A 14,441-nucleotide genomic window follows, 5' to 3' on the forward strand; every position below is an offset into this window, starting at 1 on the left:
TCAGCCCACTGCGCCGTCGCCATCTACCCACAACTGGCGCAGTCCGCCCTTGTCGCGTAGCAGGAAGAGTGCGCTCAGACCGTACTCGCGCGCCATCGCCGAGCCGCGCTCGGGACCCAGCACCATCAGCGCGGTGGCCCAGGCGTCGGCAAGCATGCAGGTTGGCGCCAACACCGAAACCGAGGCCACGTCATTGGCTACTGGTACGGCCAGACGTGGGTCCATGGTGTGGGCGTAGCGTGTGCCTTCCTGTTCGAGGAAGTGCCGGTAATCACCCGAAGTAGCCAGCCCGCCGTCGCCCATCTGCAGCACGCCAAGGGCCGTGCGAACACCTTCCTGAGGCGCCTCGATGGCCACCGTCCAGGGCTGGCCGCCGGGTTTGCCTCCGCGCGCACGGAATTCGCCATCGATGCTCACCAGATAGTCGCGGATGCCACGATCCTCCAGGCAACGCGCCAACCGGTCGACGCCGAAGCCCTTGGCGATGCCGGAGAGGTCCAGGTGTACCCGGTGACGCTTGCGTACCCGGCCGCTGCCGAAGTCGAACTCCAGTGCCGCCGCGGCGCTGGGGCCGGGCTGGCGCCTGAGCGCTTCGCGTTCCCCACCCTTGGCCAATCCAGCCGGTGGTCCGAAGCCCCAGGCGCCGACCAGATCGCCTACCGCGATGTCGAATGCGCTGTCGGACGCCAAGCCAACCTGAATCGCGGTGTGCAGCACCCAGAGCAAATCACTCGGAAGAGTCATCCAGATGCCCGGCTCCAGGTCGTTGAAACGCATCAGTTCCGAGTCGGGCCGCCAATTCGACATCTGCAGATCCACCTGCGTGACAGCCTGGTCCAGTTGCCGCGCCAACTCTCCCTCGTTCTGTACCTCGGCGCTGTAGAGCACCGCGCGGTAGCGGGTTCCCATGGTCGCACCATTGAAGTCGTAACGATCCACTGTGCAGGGGTCAGAAAAGGTCTTCACGGTAGCGTCCTCCGGCCCTGAGATGCTCAACACTCAACGCCAATGGGCCCAGCAGTTCATCGATCGCGTTGCGGACACTTTCGGCCATGCCACGCCCACCACAGACCAATATCTGGGCTCCGGCAGCCAGCAGTTGGCGAAGTTCCGTTGCGTCCCGGTGCAGGCAGTCCTGCACGTAGGTGCGTTGTGGCCCCGCCGAATAGGCAGTGCGCAGGTCATTCAGACGGCCATCGGCCAGCGCCTTGTCGAGTTCGCCCTGGAAGGGCACTCCAGCTTCGGGGACGCGACCGCCCCAATACAGATAGAGCGGACGGTCGCGCAGGTTCCCTCGTACGAAACCGACCAGAGGGGCAATGCCGCTACCCGCGCCGATCAGGATCAGTGGCGCATTCCCCGAATGCGGTCGGAACGCGCGGTGTGGCTGCACCGTGGCACTGATTGCGTCACCTGGCCTGAGATCATGCAGGTAGCTTGAGCACAGCCCGTCTCGACGCAGGCGCACACAAATGTCCAGCACGCCGTCCCGGCTGTCGCTGGCGAGCGAGTATTGGCGCGGTGCATCGGCCCCCGGCGCGTATACCGCCAGCAGATCGCCCGCCTGGTAGCTGGCGGGGCCGTCGGTCGGGGCGAAGCGCAGCACCGCCAGCGGGGTATCACCGGGCGCATCGTGCAAGTGTCGCTCCACCAGCCTGAACCGGGATTCAGGGCGAGGTGCGCAGACCTTTCCGATCTTCAGGGACACACCCAGGGCGTCGCCCAGTTCACTTACCCAATCCGTGAAAGCATGAAGCTGCGCGGCCTCCATGTCCCGGCGCGGCAATAGGCGTTGCAGGCCTTGTCCGGCAAGGGCGGTGTCTACCTCGGCGGCGTATTGGCAGAAACGTGGGAATCGTCGGTCGCCGAAGCCCAGCACGGCGAAGCGTACGTCGGGTGGAAGGCGAAGGCATTCGAGGTTTTCCAGGAAGCCCGCTGCCGACTGCGGGGCTCCGCCATCACCATAGGTGGCGGTCAGCACCAGCAGTTCGCGCGCCGCCGGAAACTCGCGCGCGCCGTGACTCAACGCAGCGCCATGCACCCGCCTTCCGCTTGCCGCCAGTACTTCCTGGAGAGCATTGGCAAAGGCCCAGGTGCCATTGCTCTCGCTGCCTACCAGCAACACGCAATCGGCATCGTGGGCAGCCGCCTGCGCGGTACTGCGCACCCGAGTCCCCCGGCGGCGCAGGAACAGCAGCAGGCCGGTAATTCCTAACAAGGGCACTCCCAGGGCCGCCATACCCAGCACGGGGCTCGCCGCCCCCAGCAGCTCGCCGCTGTGCAGGCGATAGAGGAACTCATTGAAGCGTTGAGTCGACGTGTGCGGCCGATAGCCCAGCAACTGGCCGCTGACCGGGTCGACGAAGCTGTCGCCCTGCGCGGTGCCGAGGGTGTACGCCGCCTGGCTGTCTCCGGGAGCCGGGAACTCCAGTTCTCGCAGTTGCCGCAGCGGTGTCTGGCGCAATGCTTGAAGGTTGCCGGGGGACTGCGCAGCTCCCTGGGCCAGACGAGCAGGGAGGGCGGGCTCCTGGTCCGGACCCGTGGGGATCAATTCGAAGTGTTCTGCCGACAAGTAGATGCCGCTCAGACCGAACAGCAGCGCCACGGGCAGCAGGCCCCTGCCGACCTGATTGTGCCAGCGCGAAGCGCCGCTGCCGTGAACGGGGCGCGCCAGCTTGCGCCAGCCGCCCTGGCGGCGGGCCAGCAGCGCCAGTCCGGAAAGGCTCAGCAGGAGCATGCCCGCCGCGCCGCTCGCCACCAGCGCGTGTCCCGGCTCGCCCAGCAACAATTCGCGGTGCACCGAGCGGGCGACACGGTACATGGCGGAAGGCTCATAGGCGCCCAGGATATGACCGTCGATTGGAGAGACTTGTACCGCGCCTTGTTCGCCGTAGGCGATCAGCACGCCTGAGGGGCGTCGCTCCAGCCGTTCCAGGCCGGGCACTTCCTGGCTTACGCGTTCGGCGATCTGGGCTACGCTGCGACGCGGTTCCCCTCCCGCCTGCAGGCGCTCAGCCAGAGGCTGGGTCGCGAGGAGTGCTCCACTGCCTGCCAAGACGAGGAGCAGGGCAGTCAGCAGGATGCCTGGCCAGGCGTGCAGTCGACGAAGCATGGTGGCCGCCGTCCTCAAAGATCGTAACGGAAGGCGGAGATGTAGCCGCTACCGGCATTGTCCTTGCCGGCTCCGTCGAGGGTCAGGGGTACCTTCAGTTCGGCGCGGTTGGAGCGCTTGTCCTCCACTGCGCTGTCGATTCGAATCTGGTACCCGGCGTCGATCAGGCTGTCGGCCACCTCCACCGAAACCTTCAGGGTGTCGCCGCTACCGACACTGGCACCGCTCAGGCCATCGAACTCGGCCGCACGCAGGCCGCTACCGCGGGCCCAGTCACCCAGATGCTTGTAATACTTGGCCTTGCGGCCAGCCACCCAAAGCGTGCGCTGGTACTGGCCCTGTGCATCGGTCAGGTAAATGGCCAGATAGGCCTTGTTACCGCTGTAGTCGGCAAGGGTGGTGCTCAGGTTCAGTTCTCGGGCCTGGGCCAGTGCGGGGCCAGCAAGAGCGCCAGCCACGGCCAGGGAAGCGGCAGTGATCTTCATGATGGAGTCTCCTTGGAGGGAGATTCCACATTGAGCCGCTGCGCTTAAATCAAGCTGAACTGATCGAGGACACTACTTCAGACAGGCTTCAGGTAAATCTGCTTGGCATCGGTGTGTGAGTCAGGGATACGTAGATTACCGGGTCCATGGGGTCGCTGGTTCGAAGACACAGGTGAGTATCGACCTTCACCCGATTCGCCTGCGGTTCGCGCGATTCAGAGGCGGCGACTCAGAGCTGCAATTTTCCCTGCACCAAAGCGCGCAGGCGCTGCCGAGCACTGGCCGGGCTGCTGCCGAGATCGGCGAGGGGGACATCGCACAGCGCGCTCGATATCTGCTGTGCAGCCTCGCCGGTCACCGCCAGCGGGCAGTCAATCGCCAGTTGCAGGCGCTCGAGGCGTTTGAGCCCTTCACCGGCTAGCGCGACATGGGCCAGGAGCACCAGGGCAGCCGGCTGGATCGCCTGGCAGAGCAGTGGCAATTCCTCCAGCGGCGCGCCCGGTGAAAGGGTTTGAACCTGGATTCCATCGTCGCTGAGCAGAAGTCCCGTCGCCAGCAACTCGAACTCCCGGAGGTTTCCCGTGGCGTCCGACAGTAGGACGCAGGCTTCGCTGGGACGGTTCATCTGCAAGCGCATGAGGACGCGGGCGCGCAGGAAGGCATCGAGAAACAGCCATTGGCTGCGCGCGCCAAAGGCATTGAGCGTCAGGAGGGAGCGCCACAGTGGCAGGAGGATGTCCTCCAGCAGGGTCAGGAGCGGATAGAGGCTGTAGGCTTGGCCGTAGAGACGATCGAGCGCGTCCAGGTCGAACGCCGCACTGGCCCGCTCGAAGGCTTCGCGCCATTGCAGGAGTTCGTCGCCGGCCTGCTCCGGTTCCTGGCGCTTGGATTTGGCGAGGAGCTCGCCGATCTTGCCGACCGCCATACCCCGGCCAGACCAGAGCAGGATGTCCTGGATGGTCTGCAGGTCGCTGCGGGTATAAAGGCGGTGGCCTCCCTCGGTGCGTATCGGGTTAACCAGACCATAGCGTCGCTCCCAGGCGCGCAGGGTCACCGGATTGACGCCGGTGAGGCGCACGATCTCACGCATGGGCAGCAGGTCGGTTTCGAGAATGTCGTTCATGGCGCGGCCAGCGGAGGCGAAGGTGCGGAGATTGTAAACCAGCGCCGGCGCTCATGGCCGCGCTGGGCATCGCGAAGCTCGCCGACTACCCTAGGCGGATGATTCCAATCCGGACGGGAACGCCGCCATGATCAACGCCAAGCTGCTGCAATTGATGGTCGAAGCCTCCAACGACGGTGTCGTGGTGGCGGAGCAGGAGGGTGATGACAGCATCCTGATCTATGCCAATCGCGCCTTCGAGCGCCTGACCGGCTATGCCGTGGACGACATTCTCTACCGCGATTGCCGCTTCCTCCAGGGAGCCGAGCGTCAGCAACCAGGGCTGGCGGCCATCCGCGAAGCAATAAGCAGTGGCCAGCCCTGCCGCGAAGTGCTGCGCAACTTCCGCAAGGATGGCACGCCGTTCTGGAACGAACTCTCCATCACGCCGGTGCGCAACGAGGCGGATCACCTCACCTATTTCATCGGCATCCAGCGCGATGTCAGTACTGAGGTCGCGGCGCTGGAACGAGTCAGGCAACTGGAGGCTGAGGTGGCCGAGCTCAAGCGTCAATTGGCTACCGCCGACCTGGGAAGGAACAATTCCGCACCAAAATAACTGTACAAGATCCCTTGATTTGTACAATTTTTGCCGTAGGCTTCGATTATACCTGTACAGAATTTTTAATCTGTACAGAAATTATCGGAGCTTCCCATGTCTTCGTTCCTGCGGCCCTTCGCCGAACGTTTCGCCACGCTGGATGCCACGAGCCTGCACCGGCTGGATGAGCTTTATAGCCAGGATGTGTGCTTCCAGGATCCTCTGCACCAGGTGGAAGGGCTCGCCGAGCTTCGCCGCTATTTCGAATCGATTTACGTCAATGTTCGCGAACTGCGCTACGACTTCCATGGTTTTGACGAAGTCGCGCAGGGCAGCGGGTACCTGCGCTGGACCTTGCACTTTCGCCACGCGAGGCTGGCCGGCGGCGGGCTGATCGCCCTGGATGGCTGCAGCTTTCTGCGATGGAGCGAGCGGGTCGATTACCACCGGGATTATTTCGACGCTGGAGCACTGCTTTACGAGCATCTGCCGGTATTGGGCGGTGTCATCGGCTGGCTCAAGCGGAGGCTGGCATGAGCCGCATCTGGCTGACCGGAGCCAGCAGCGGCTTGGGCGCGGCCATGGCTGATCGGTTGCTCGCGGACGGTCACCATCTGGCGCTGACGGCGCGCCGGGCGGAATCGCTCGAGACCTTGGCGCAACGCTATCCGGGGCAGGTGCTGATAGTCACCGCGGATGTCTCGGACGCGGATCAGGTCGCCGTGGCAAGCCGCTCCATCGAGCAGGCATGGGGCGTTCTGGACCGCGTCATCTTCAATGCCGGAACCTGCGAATACCTGGAACCTGGGCTCTTCAGCGCCGCCTTGGTGCAGCGCGTGGTCACGACCAATCTCATCGGCACGGCGAATTGCATCGAGGCTGCGTTGCCTTTGCTACGCCACTGCCAGCGCCCGCATCTGGTGATCATCGGCAGTGCAGTGACCTGGTTGGCCCTGCCGCGTGCCGGTGCCTACGGTGCCTCCAAGGCGGCCTTGCGGTACCTGGTGGAGTCGTTGCGGATCGATCTGGCAGAGGAGGGTATCGACCTCACCCTGGTCAGCCCTGGTTTCGTCGACACACCGCTGACACGACGTAATGATTTTCCCATGCCGATGCTGTGGCCAGCCCGGCGTGCCGCCAAACATATCGTGTCGAGGCTGGATTCCCGTCCCCTGGAGATTGTCTTCCCGTTTGCCTTCGTTCTGGCGCTGAAGCTGCTGGGCCGGCTGCCGGCACGCTGGCGCCTAGCCCTGGGGCGTCGGTTGGCGCGTCCGCCGGCGGAGGCCTGAACCATGCGCATTGCGATCATTGGCAGCGGCATCTCCGGGCTGACCTGCGCCTACCTGCTGGCTCGTCAGCACGAGCTGACCGTCTTCGAAGCTGCCGACTGGATCGGCGGGCATACCCACACGGTCGATGTCGACTGGCAGGGGCGGCGTTACGCCGTGGATACCGGGTTCATTGTCTACAACGATTGGACCTATCCGCGTTTCATCCAGCTGATGGAGCACCTGGGCGTTGCCTCTCGGCCTACGCAGATGAGCTTCTCGGTGCACGATCCGGCCAGCGGGCTGGAGTACAACGGCCATGACCTGAACACGCTGTTCGCCCAGCGGCGCAATCTGCTGTCCCCGGGCTTCTGGGGAATGCTGCGGGATATTCTGCGATTCAATCGCACGGCCCTCGAGGATCTGGCCGAGCAACGCATTCCCGCGTCGTTGACGCTGGGCGACTATCTGCGAGCCGATGGCTACGGCGCCCGCTTCGTCGATCACTACATCGTGCCCATGGGCGCCGCCATCTGGTCGATGTCGCCGGAGCGCATGCTGGATTTCCCGCTGCAGTTCTTCGTGCGCTTCTTCGCCAATCACGGTTTGCTTTCCGTCAGCGAGCGGCCTCAGTGGCGGGTGGTGGAAGGCGGGTCACGGAGCTACGTAGCACCCTTGAGCGCGAGCTTTCGCCAGAGCATTCGGCTGTCGTGCCCGGTGCAACGGGTCAAGCGGGACGGGCAGGGGGTGGAGATTCTCAGTGCCGCCGGCTGCGAACGTTTCGACAAGGTGGTGTTCGCCTGTCACAGCGACCAGGCCCTGGGCCTGCTGGATTCCCCTACGCCGCAAGAGTGCGATGTGCTCGGCGCACTGACTTACGCCAGCAACGAGGTCGTCCTGCATACCGACACGCGCCTGCTGCCCAGGCGACGTCTTGCCTGGGCGAGCTGGAACTACCGGCTCGGCGGGCCGACGCAGGCGCCGGCCGCGCTGACCTACGACATGAACATTCTGCAGGGCATCGACGCGCCGGTGACCTTCTGTGTGAGTCTGAACCAGAGTGAGCAGATCGATCCCTCCAAGGTGCTGGCGCGCTTCGACTATGCCCATCCCCAGTTCAGCCTGGCGGGCGTGGCGGCACAGGCGCGCCGCGCCGAGTTGCAAGGGCGTCACCACAGCTACTTCTGCGGTGCCTACTGGGGCAACGGCTTCCACGAGGACGGCGTGGTCAGCGCACTGGAAGTGGCCGATCACTTTGGAGAGCGGCTATGAACAGCAGCCTGTGCCGTGGTTGGGTCAGCCACCGGCGGGTGCTGCCGCGGCTGCACGCCTTTCGCTATCCGGTCGGCATGATCCTGCTGGACCTGGCAGAACAGTCGCAGTTGCTGCAGCTCTCGCCTTTGCTGCGGGCTAACCGGTTCGCGCCGCTGAGCTGGGGTGAACGCGATTATCTGCCGGCATGGACGAGCCAGGGGCTGCCGCTGGTGGAGGCGGTACGTTGTCTGTTGCGCGACGCTCTGGGCGAAGCGCCCACGGGGCGAATCGAGTTGCTGACCCAACTGCGCAGTTGGGGGCTGTGGTTCAACCCGGTCAGCTTCTATTTCTGTCATGACGCCGATGGCCGTCTGGCCGCCATTCTTTGCGAGGTGCGCAACACGCCCTGGCGGGAGCGCTTCCACTACGTGTTTGCCGTGGCGTCCGGCGCACCGCAGGAGTTCACGGTGGCGAAGGCGTTTCACGTGTCCCCCTTCCTGCCCCGGCACATGCAATACCGCATGCGCTTCCTGATCAAGGAGTCGCGTGTGCACGTGCACATGGAGAACTGGCATGAGGAGCGATTGATGTTCCAGGCCAGCCTCGACCTGCAACGCCAGACACTCGACGCCGCCGCGCTACGTCGTCATCTGCTGGCTTTCCCCTGGATGAGCCTGCGCACCGTCACCGCCATCTACTGGCAGGCCTTGCGCCTGCTGCTCAAACGCATCCCCGTGCATGACCACCAGGCAAGCGACGTCTGCCTGAGTGTCGGGCACATCGTACAGAAGGAGTCCGACCATGACCGACCCCACACTGAGCGCCGGTAAGGCCGGAATCACGGCCCCGCTGGCGGGAAGCCTGCTGCGCCAGGTAGTCATGGGGCGGCTGCGGCTGTTGCGCCAGGGATGGTTGCAGGTGCGTCATGGGGAAACCGTGCTGGATTTCGGTGACCGGCTCAGTCCGTTGCGAGCGGTGATCGATGTGCGGCACGAGGCGGTATGGGGCATGGTCGCCTGCAACGGTTCGATCGGTGCTGGCGAGGCCTACATCCAGGGCTACTGGAGCAGTCCGGACCTGGCGGCGGTGACCCGCCTGTTCGTCGCCAATCTCGACGCACTCGATGCGCTGGAGGGCGGGCTGGCCAGGCTGGGGCGCCCGGCGCTCAGGCTGCTGCACTGGCTGAACCGTAACAGCCGGCGCGGTTCGCAGCGCAACATCATGGCCCATTACGACCTGGGCAATGACCTGTTCGAGCGCCTGCTCGACCCCACCCTGATGTACTCCTCGGCGATGTTCTCCAGTCCCGAGCAGAGTCTCGAACAGGCGCAACTGCAAAAGCTCGATGTCATCTGCCGCAAGCTGGACCTGCGGCCAGAAGACCACCTGCTGGAAATCGGTACCGGCTGGGGCAGCCTGGCGCTCTACGCCGCGACGCATTACGGCTGCCGCGTGACGACGACGACGCTTTCCCGGGAACAGTTCGCCTGCGCCGAGCGACGAATCCGTCATTGCGGCCTGGAGGATCGCGTCACACTCCTACTTCAGGACTATCGCGACCTGCGCGGGCGCTTCGACAAGCTGGTCTCCATCGAAATGATCGAGGCCGTGGGCCATCGCTACCTGCCCGAGTACTTCCGTTGCTGCGCGGCGCTGCTCAAGGACGACGGGCTGATGCTGCTGCAGGCCATCACCATCCGCGACCAGCGCTACGAGCAGGCTCGTCGCTCGGTAGACTTCATCCAGCGCTACATCTTCCCCGGCGGTGCGCTGCCATCGATCACCGTACTGTTGCAGACTGCCACGAACCACACGCGGCTCAGCCTCGTGCAGCTCGAAGACTTCGCCGCCGACTACGCCCGCACGCTGCGGCATTGGCGCGAGAACCTGCGTCAGTCGCGTGCCGAGCTGCTGGAGCTGGGGTACGACGAGCATTTTCAGCGCCTGTGGGAGTTCTACCTGTGCTACTGCCAGGGCGGCTTCGAAGAGCGTGCCATTGGCGTGGCGCACCTGCTCTGGGCGGGGCCGGCAGCGCGCAAGGCGGCCCTGGTGGATCACCTGGAAGCCTGATGTCCCGCCGCGGCTGGCTGATTGGCAATGCCCTGTGGCTACAGCTGGGGTGGTGGGGGTGCGTGCTGGGTACGCAACATGTCGCCTTGCTTGCGGCGGTGGCGGCCGGGCTGATTGCGCATCTCTGGCTGTGCCGGCAAAGGGCAGGGGAGTGCCTGGCAATCCTCACGGTTGGCGTGGCCGGTTGTGTGCTGGATGTGCTGTTGGGTGTGCTCGGCCTGTTCGATTTTCACGGCGAAATCCTGCCGGCATGGCTGGCGTTGCTCTGGCTGGTGTTCGCCAGCGGTCTACGGCACTGCCTTGCATGGGCCGCGAGCCCCGTGTGGCGGGGAGTCCTGTTGGGCGCGGCCGGTGGGCCGCTGGCCTACTGGGGTGGCGCCTCGCTGACCGGCGTCGGCCTGCCCTGGGGCAGCGGCGCCACGGCGATGGTATTGGCGCTGGTCTGGGCCGTCTGGCTACCCCTGATGCTGAAGCTGGCGCTTCGCTGGTGAGCGCCGGCAGCGCTCGGAGCAATAGCGAACGTCATTCCAGCATCGTGCCCAGCGTCGCCGCCATGTGAAGGGGCGGCCGCAGACCGCGCAGGTCTTTTCCGGCAGATGGCCTTTCTTCATAGCGGCAACTCCGCATCCAGGCGTCCCAGCAGCGCCTCACCGCGTTGCCAGAGGGCGAGGCAGCGTTCATCGCCCATGCGCTGCAGGTTACGGTATGGCATGGCCAGGCGAGGGTTTCGGCCGAGCTGGTCGCGATGCCGCATGAGGAAATGCCAGTAGAGCGCATTGAACGGGCATGCGTCGTCTTCCGTGGCTTTGTCCACCCGGTAGCGGCAGGCGCCACAGTGATCGGACATCCGCTGGATGTAGCGGCCGCTCGCGCAGTAGGGTTTCGATCCGAGGTAGCCCCCGTCGGCGTGCATCACCATGCCAAGGGTGTTCGGCAATTCGACCCAGTCGAAGGCGTCCAGGTAGACCGCCAGGTACCAGTCGCAGATGGCCGCCGGCGCGATGCCAGCCAGCAGGGCGAAGTTGCCGGTGACCATCAGCCGCTGGATGTGGTGCGCGTAGCCCAGCTCCAGGGTCTGGCTGATCGCCTGGGCCATGCAGCGCATGTCCGTTTTGCCGGTCCAGTAGAACTCGGGCAACGGCCGGTGATTGCCGAAGCCGTTGAGCGCCGCGTAATCCGGCATGCGCAACCAGTAGATGCCGCGGACGTATTCGCGCCAACCAATCAGCTGGCGGATGAATCCCTCCGCCGCGTTGAGCGGGGCTTGGCCTTGGCGATAGGCGTCTTCGACGTCCGTCGCGAGTTGGCGAACGTCGAGCAAACCGATGTTCAGCGCGGCGCTGATGCGCGCGTGGAAGAGATAGGGCTCGCCCTCGGCCATGGCGTCCTGATAGTCGCCGAACGCCGGCAAGGCGAACGCCAGAAAGTGCTGCCAGAGTTCCTGGGCTTGCCCGTGAGTCACCGGGTAGTCGAAGCGGTCGAGGCGACCGTAATGGTTGCTGAAATGTTCGGCTACCAGCGTCATCACTTCGCGGGTGATGGCGTCCTGGCCGAAGCGGGCTGCGAACGGCCCTGCCATGCCTCGGGGCAGGGGTTTGCGGTTGTCGGCGTCAAGGTTCCAGTGCCCGCCCACGGGTTGGCCGTCGGGCTCCATCAGCAGTCCGGTGCGCCGGCGCATCTCACGGTAGAAGTGTTCCATGCGCAGCGTCTGGCGATCACCCGCCCAGTGGACGAACTCGGCTCGGGAGCAGAGAAAACGGCGATCTTCATGCCAGGTCAGCGGTATTCCGCACTGACGCAGCGCCTGCTCCAGCCGCCACTCGCCGCATTCGGTGAAGTGCACGGCCGGTTCACCCAGGATGGCATGCCAACGGAGCACTTCGCCGGCGATGCTGCCGCTGTTGTCGGCATCGTCCAGCCTGGTGTAGATCACTCGCCAGCCGCACTCCCGCAATGCCTGGGCGAAGTGGCGCATGGCGCTGAAGATCAGCACGATCTTCTGCGGGTGATGGGGCACGTAGCGTGCCTCCTCATTCACCTCCGCCATGAGGATCGCGTCCAAGGCTGGGTCCAGGGCATCGAACAGCGACAGATCGAAGCTGAGCTGGTCGCCCAGCAGCAGCCCCAGCCGCCGTGTCTTGTGCGTCACGACCATGGCTCCAGGGAGAGCGGGATGCGCAGGGGCTGTACGCTCGTTTCTCGGGCGGCACCCATCTCGTCGTGGACACAGTGCTGGATCAGTTCGCAGGGGAGCGGTCCAAGCCCGGCCAGCAAGGTGCGGACCTGGGTAGTGGAGCGCAGGTGCAGTACCTGTCCGCTTTCGTCGCAGAGTCGTTTCAGGCCGTTGGCCTGACGCACCTGGACGATGTAAAAGCCGCCTTCCAGGGATACGACGTCGAGGCCTTCGACCCGACCGGCCGCCGCGGCCTCATGGAGTTCCTGCAACGTCATTCGATGCTCCCCGGTGCGTCAGCCTGGCGGCGGAAGAACAGCGTCACCTGGCCGAGCTCGAAGCCCAACTTGCTCATGCTCGAGCGATTGATCAGGGTGTCTTCGTCCATGAGGTACATCCAGTCGTCGAAGCTCACCTCCCAGGTCCGGCCATCCACCTCCAGGTTCAGGCGATAGCGCCAGCGCAGGGCATTGCCGGCGATTTCCCCGGACGCGTCGCCGACGACATCGGCGGCGCGCCCCCGCCAGCGTCCGTGTCCTTCTGGCGTCAAGGTCCAGACCCGCTGCTGGCGGGTGCCATCGCTATACAGGAAGCGCTCGTCGAGGATCAGCCGCTCGCCCTCACGGCGGCTGGTGATATCCACCTTGAAACGCTTGACTACTTCGCCGGAAGGCTTCTGGAAAATGCCCCAGGCCTGCACCGGGCCGGAGAAGAATACTGGCAGGTCCAGCACGGGACGCTGCGCGGCATATCTCTCGACCCCGACGTTGCCGCAACTGCCCAGCAGGAGGGCGCACGAAAGCAGGAGCAAGCGGAAGTTCAGATTCATGGTTCATCCACTCCGTTCAGGCCCAGCAACTCCCGGCGCAGTTCAGGATTGCGCGTACGCCGGTCCAGCCAGATCGAAAAGAAGGCCCGGGCGAATGCGCTATCAGCCACCGCGTGCCGAAACGCTCCATCGATGTAGAAGCTGCAGCCCTGGCCCGGCCGGTAGACACCGGTGATCCTTTGTCCGGCGCGCACATCGACGAAGGCCCTGCGCATCTCGCCGGCCCAGCGTGTCAGCAGGTCCTCGTCGTTGGTACCCAGACGGCGCATTTCATCGATGCTGCTTTGCACCAGCGTGTCCCGCGACAGGTCTCGCCGATAGACCAGTTCCAGCGCGAAGGGGTGTTCCCATCCGGCCGGCTTGGCCGTACTCCAGAGGCTCGCGTGATAGACCGGAACGCCGAACCAGGTGAACTGCCCTTGCCCGATCTGCACCGCGCCTGGCAGATCCTGCTGCCATTCCGCGCATCCAGGTGCGCTCCAGATGCCACACCACAGCGCCATGCTCAGGACAATTGCACGCGAGAGAAGTGACTGGCGCATGGGGGCAGCTCATCGTCTGTTTTGCTAATACTTGTACAAAAATATTGAAATGTACAGATTATTGACGAGGCATGGTTCTTCACAGGCCACTGAGACACTCTGCGTGGAGCTTGGCAGTGGGTGACATTCGGTTGCGAGACTCACCTGGATCGCTTTATTCGCGGCGAACCGGTATGCGGGTGCGAAATTGAACCTGGTTCCTTTCTTGAGAGGTGTCAGTCGTGCCCAGACAACGCCTGCCTTTCCGGTTTGATCCGAAGGAGTCGTTTCCGGCCGACTCCCGACTCTGGTGAGCGGCTGCTGCCGGACCGTTGCTGCCGTGCGCGGACGAACCAAGCCACCCCCCTAGAAAAAGCGCCGAAGGCAAGCGTAGCGATTCAGTTTCCTGAGCAGTGACGGGCAACCTATTGTTCTTGTCCACGCGGGGCTGCCGGAATTACTTGCCGGCAAGCTGCCCAGCGGCGAGCACGGCCAGTGGCTGGGGCGGTGGACGCCATTGATCGGACAGCCCAGTCCGGTCAGCGCGCCGCGCAGGCGATGACTTCGACCAGCAGGCTCGGGTCGGCCAGCTTGGCTTCGCCACAAGCGCGCGCCGGTGCGTGGCCGGCCGGTACCCAGGCATCGAGCGCACCGCACTATGGTTCGCCTGCCAGAGGTGAACCATAGACATTACCCGCGATTTGGATTCACCGCGTGCTCACGACTTCCGACATGACTATCGCTGCACTGACCCGCGATCTGCGTCTTGGGCTCACGCTGCTCGTGACGCTAAGCGTGATGCTCGCCAAGCGACGCTGCTGGCATGCGCTGCGGCGCAACAGCACACTCAGCCTTTCCACAACGAGCGAGGGCTTGTGTCACCTACGACAAGGTGAACTGCTCCTGAACTCGGAATGACGGAGTGCCCGCTCCTGGCCGTTTTCTGCCAGTCGCCTGGCCGACGTAGAACGCAGTCGGGGGCAAGGAAAAGGTCTGTTCATAGGCTGGCCTAATTGGATGCTGAAA

Annotated in this window: 17 protein-coding genes and 1 pseudogene; 8 read left to right on the plus strand and 10 right to left on the minus strand. The window is 64.5% G+C overall.

Annotated features, from left to right (window positions below; genetic code table 11):
* The 4 genes from SD196_RS12020 to SD196_RS12035 all read right to left on the minus strand — a co-directional run bounded on the left by SD196_RS12020 (position 1) and on the right by SD196_RS12035 (position 4,720).
* Entirely contained in the window at positions 1-966 is a 966-nt protein-coding gene (locus SD196_RS12020; protein WP_416311515.1) for an FAD:protein FMN transferase, read from the minus strand.
* Entirely contained in the window at positions 950-3,112 is a 2,163-nt protein-coding gene (locus SD196_RS12025) for a PepSY domain-containing protein (RefSeq protein ID WP_416311516.1), read from the minus strand. The genes SD196_RS12020 and SD196_RS12025 overlap by 17 nt, the downstream gene beginning before the upstream one ends.
* Before the next feature lie 14 nt (positions 3,113-3,126).
* Positions 3,127-3,597, minus strand: coding sequence for a DUF2271 domain-containing protein (locus SD196_RS12030; protein WP_275607224.1), 471 nt, complete (start codon positions 3,595-3,597; stop codon positions 3,127-3,129).
* A 229-nt stretch (positions 3,598-3,826) separates the two neighbouring features.
* Positions 3,827-4,720 (minus strand): MerR family transcriptional regulator, encoded by an 894-nt coding sequence (locus SD196_RS12035; protein WP_416311517.1) that lies wholly within the window; start codon positions 4,718-4,720, stop codon positions 3,827-3,829.
* A gap of 127 nt (positions 4,721-4,847) precedes the next feature.
* Here SD196_RS12035 and SD196_RS12040 point away from each other — a divergent pair, with 127 nt between their 5' ends.
* The 7 genes from SD196_RS12040 (at position 4,848) to SD196_RS12070 (ending at position 10,383) form a co-directional block, all read left to right on the plus strand.
* A complete protein-coding gene (locus tag SD196_RS12040; protein WP_331314789.1) occupies positions 4,848-5,318 on the plus strand; it encodes a PAS domain-containing protein in 471 nt (156 codons plus the stop codon).
* 96 nt (positions 5,319-5,414) lie between these two features.
* A complete protein-coding gene (locus tag SD196_RS12045) occupies positions 5,415-5,837 on the plus strand; it encodes a nuclear transport factor 2 family protein (protein ID WP_275607221.1) in 423 nt (140 codons plus the stop codon).
* The gene (locus tag SD196_RS12050; RefSeq protein WP_331314792.1) at positions 5,834-6,589 is read left to right on the plus strand and encodes an SDR family NAD(P)-dependent oxidoreductase; all 756 of its coding nucleotides are present in this window, start codon (positions 5,834-5,836) and stop codon (positions 6,587-6,589) included. Before SD196_RS12045 ends, SD196_RS12050 begins: the two co-directional genes overlap by 4 nt.
* A gap of 3 nt (positions 6,590-6,592) precedes the next feature.
* Entirely contained in the window at positions 6,593-7,840 is a 1,248-nt protein-coding gene (locus SD196_RS12055) for an NAD(P)/FAD-dependent oxidoreductase (protein WP_416311518.1), read from the plus strand.
* Positions 7,837-8,652: a DUF1365 domain-containing protein gene (locus SD196_RS12060; protein WP_416311519.1), complete on the plus strand. Its 816-nt coding sequence runs from the start codon at positions 7,837-7,839 to the stop codon at positions 8,650-8,652. The genes SD196_RS12055 and SD196_RS12060 overlap by 4 nt, the downstream gene beginning before the upstream one ends.
* Positions 8,624-9,892 (plus strand): class I SAM-dependent methyltransferase, encoded by a 1,269-nt coding sequence (locus SD196_RS12065; protein ID WP_370599459.1) that lies wholly within the window; start codon positions 8,624-8,626, stop codon positions 9,890-9,892. Before SD196_RS12060 ends, SD196_RS12065 begins: the two co-directional genes overlap by 29 nt.
* Positions 9,892-10,383: a DUF2878 domain-containing protein gene (locus tag SD196_RS12070; RefSeq protein ID WP_416311520.1), complete on the plus strand. Its 492-nt coding sequence runs from the start codon at positions 9,892-9,894 to the stop codon at positions 10,381-10,383. Before SD196_RS12065 ends, SD196_RS12070 begins: the two co-directional genes overlap by 1 nt.
* On the opposite strand, the gene SD196_RS12075 is transcribed toward SD196_RS12070, so the two are convergent.
* The 6 genes and pseudogenes from SD196_RS12075 to SD196_RS12100 all read right to left on the minus strand — a co-directional run.
* Positions 10,348-10,503, minus strand: a complete 156-nt coding sequence (locus SD196_RS12075) for a DUF2256 domain-containing protein (protein ID WP_275607215.1) — start codon at positions 10,501-10,503, stop codon at positions 10,348-10,350. The genes SD196_RS12070 and SD196_RS12075 overlap by 36 nt on opposite strands.
* The gene (locus tag SD196_RS12080; RefSeq protein WP_370599458.1) at positions 10,500-12,047 is read right to left on the minus strand and encodes a cryptochrome/photolyase family protein; all 1,548 of its coding nucleotides are present in this window, start codon (positions 12,045-12,047) and stop codon (positions 10,500-10,502) included. Before SD196_RS12080 ends, SD196_RS12075 begins: the two co-directional genes overlap by 4 nt.
* A complete protein-coding gene (locus tag SD196_RS12085; RefSeq protein ID WP_370599457.1) occupies positions 12,038-12,343 on the minus strand; it encodes a DUF6482 family protein in 306 nt (101 codons plus the stop codon). Before SD196_RS12085 ends, SD196_RS12080 begins: the two co-directional genes overlap by 10 nt.
* A complete protein-coding gene (locus SD196_RS12090) occupies positions 12,340-12,894 on the minus strand; it encodes a DUF3833 domain-containing protein (RefSeq protein ID WP_416311521.1) in 555 nt (184 codons plus the stop codon). The genes SD196_RS12085 and SD196_RS12090 overlap by 4 nt, the downstream gene beginning before the upstream one ends.
* Complete coding sequence (locus SD196_RS12095) at positions 12,891-13,436, minus strand: chalcone isomerase family protein (protein WP_370599455.1); 546 nt, start codon at positions 13,434-13,436, stop codon at positions 12,891-12,893. Before SD196_RS12095 ends, SD196_RS12090 begins: the two co-directional genes overlap by 4 nt.
* A 518-nt stretch (positions 13,437-13,954) precedes the next feature.
* Positions 13,955-14,059 (minus strand): annotated as a pseudogene (locus tag SD196_RS12100) (RidA family protein); the annotation flags it as partial.
* 88 nt (positions 14,060-14,147) lie between these two features.
* On the opposite strand from SD196_RS12100, the gene SD196_RS12105 reads away from it, so the two are divergent.
* On the plus strand, positions 14,148-14,333 hold the full coding sequence (locus SD196_RS12105; RefSeq protein WP_370599454.1) for a hypothetical protein: 186 nt from the start codon (positions 14,148-14,150) through the stop codon (positions 14,331-14,333).
* Positions 14,334-14,441: the final 108 nt, after the last annotated feature.

The sequence above is a fragment of the Pseudomonas macauensis genome, from assembly GCF_047902425.1.
Taxonomy (GTDB): Bacteria; Pseudomonadota; Gammaproteobacteria; order Pseudomonadales; family Pseudomonadaceae; genus Pseudomonas.

Coding starts and splice junctions, on each gene's coding strand:
- SD196_RS12105 (WP_370599454.1), top strand. CDS start 14,148: ATGACTATCGCTGCACTGACCCGCGATCTGCGTCTTGGGCTCACGCTG.
- SD196_RS12045 (WP_275607221.1), top strand. CDS start 5,415: ATGTCTTCGTTCCTGCGGCCCTTCGCCGAACGTTTCGCCACGCTGGAT.
- SD196_RS12095 (WP_370599455.1), bottom strand. CDS start 13,436: ATGCGCCAGTCACTTCTCTCGCGTGCAATTGTCCTGAGCATGGCGCTG.
- SD196_RS12075 (WP_275607215.1), bottom strand. CDS start 10,503: ATGAAGAAAGGCCATCTGCCGGAAAAGACCTGCGCGGTCTGCGGCCGC.
- SD196_RS12050 (WP_331314792.1), top strand. CDS start 5,834: ATGAGCCGCATCTGGCTGACCGGAGCCAGCAGCGGCTTGGGCGCGGCC.
- SD196_RS12090 (WP_416311521.1), bottom strand. CDS start 12,894: ATGAATCTGAACTTCCGCTTGCTCCTGCTTTCGTGCGCCCTCCTGCTG.
- SD196_RS12070 (WP_416311520.1), top strand. CDS start 9,892: ATGTCCCGCCGCGGCTGGCTGATTGGCAATGCCCTGTGGCTACAGCTG.
- SD196_RS12065 (WP_370599459.1), top strand. CDS start 8,624: ATGACCGACCCCACACTGAGCGCCGGTAAGGCCGGAATCACGGCCCCG.
- SD196_RS12055 (WP_416311518.1), top strand. CDS start 6,593: ATGCGCATTGCGATCATTGGCAGCGGCATCTCCGGGCTGACCTGCGCC.
- SD196_RS12060 (WP_416311519.1), top strand. CDS start 7,837: ATGAACAGCAGCCTGTGCCGTGGTTGGGTCAGCCACCGGCGGGTGCTG.
- SD196_RS12035 (WP_416311517.1), bottom strand. CDS start 4,720: ATGAACGACATTCTCGAAACCGACCTGCTGCCCATGCGTGAGATCGTG.
- SD196_RS12085 (WP_370599457.1), bottom strand. CDS start 12,343: ATGACGTTGCAGGAACTCCATGAGGCCGCGGCGGCCGGTCGGGTCGAA.
- SD196_RS12025 (WP_416311516.1), bottom strand. CDS start 3,112: ATGCTTCGTCGACTGCACGCCTGGCCAGGCATCCTGCTGACTGCCCTG.
- SD196_RS12080 (WP_370599458.1), bottom strand. CDS start 12,047: ATGGTCGTGACGCACAAGACACGGCGGCTGGGGCTGCTGCTGGGCGAC.
- SD196_RS12030 (WP_275607224.1), bottom strand. CDS start 3,597: ATGAAGATCACTGCCGCTTCCCTGGCCGTGGCTGGCGCTCTTGCTGGC.
- SD196_RS12040 (WP_331314789.1), top strand. CDS start 4,848: ATGATCAACGCCAAGCTGCTGCAATTGATGGTCGAAGCCTCCAACGAC.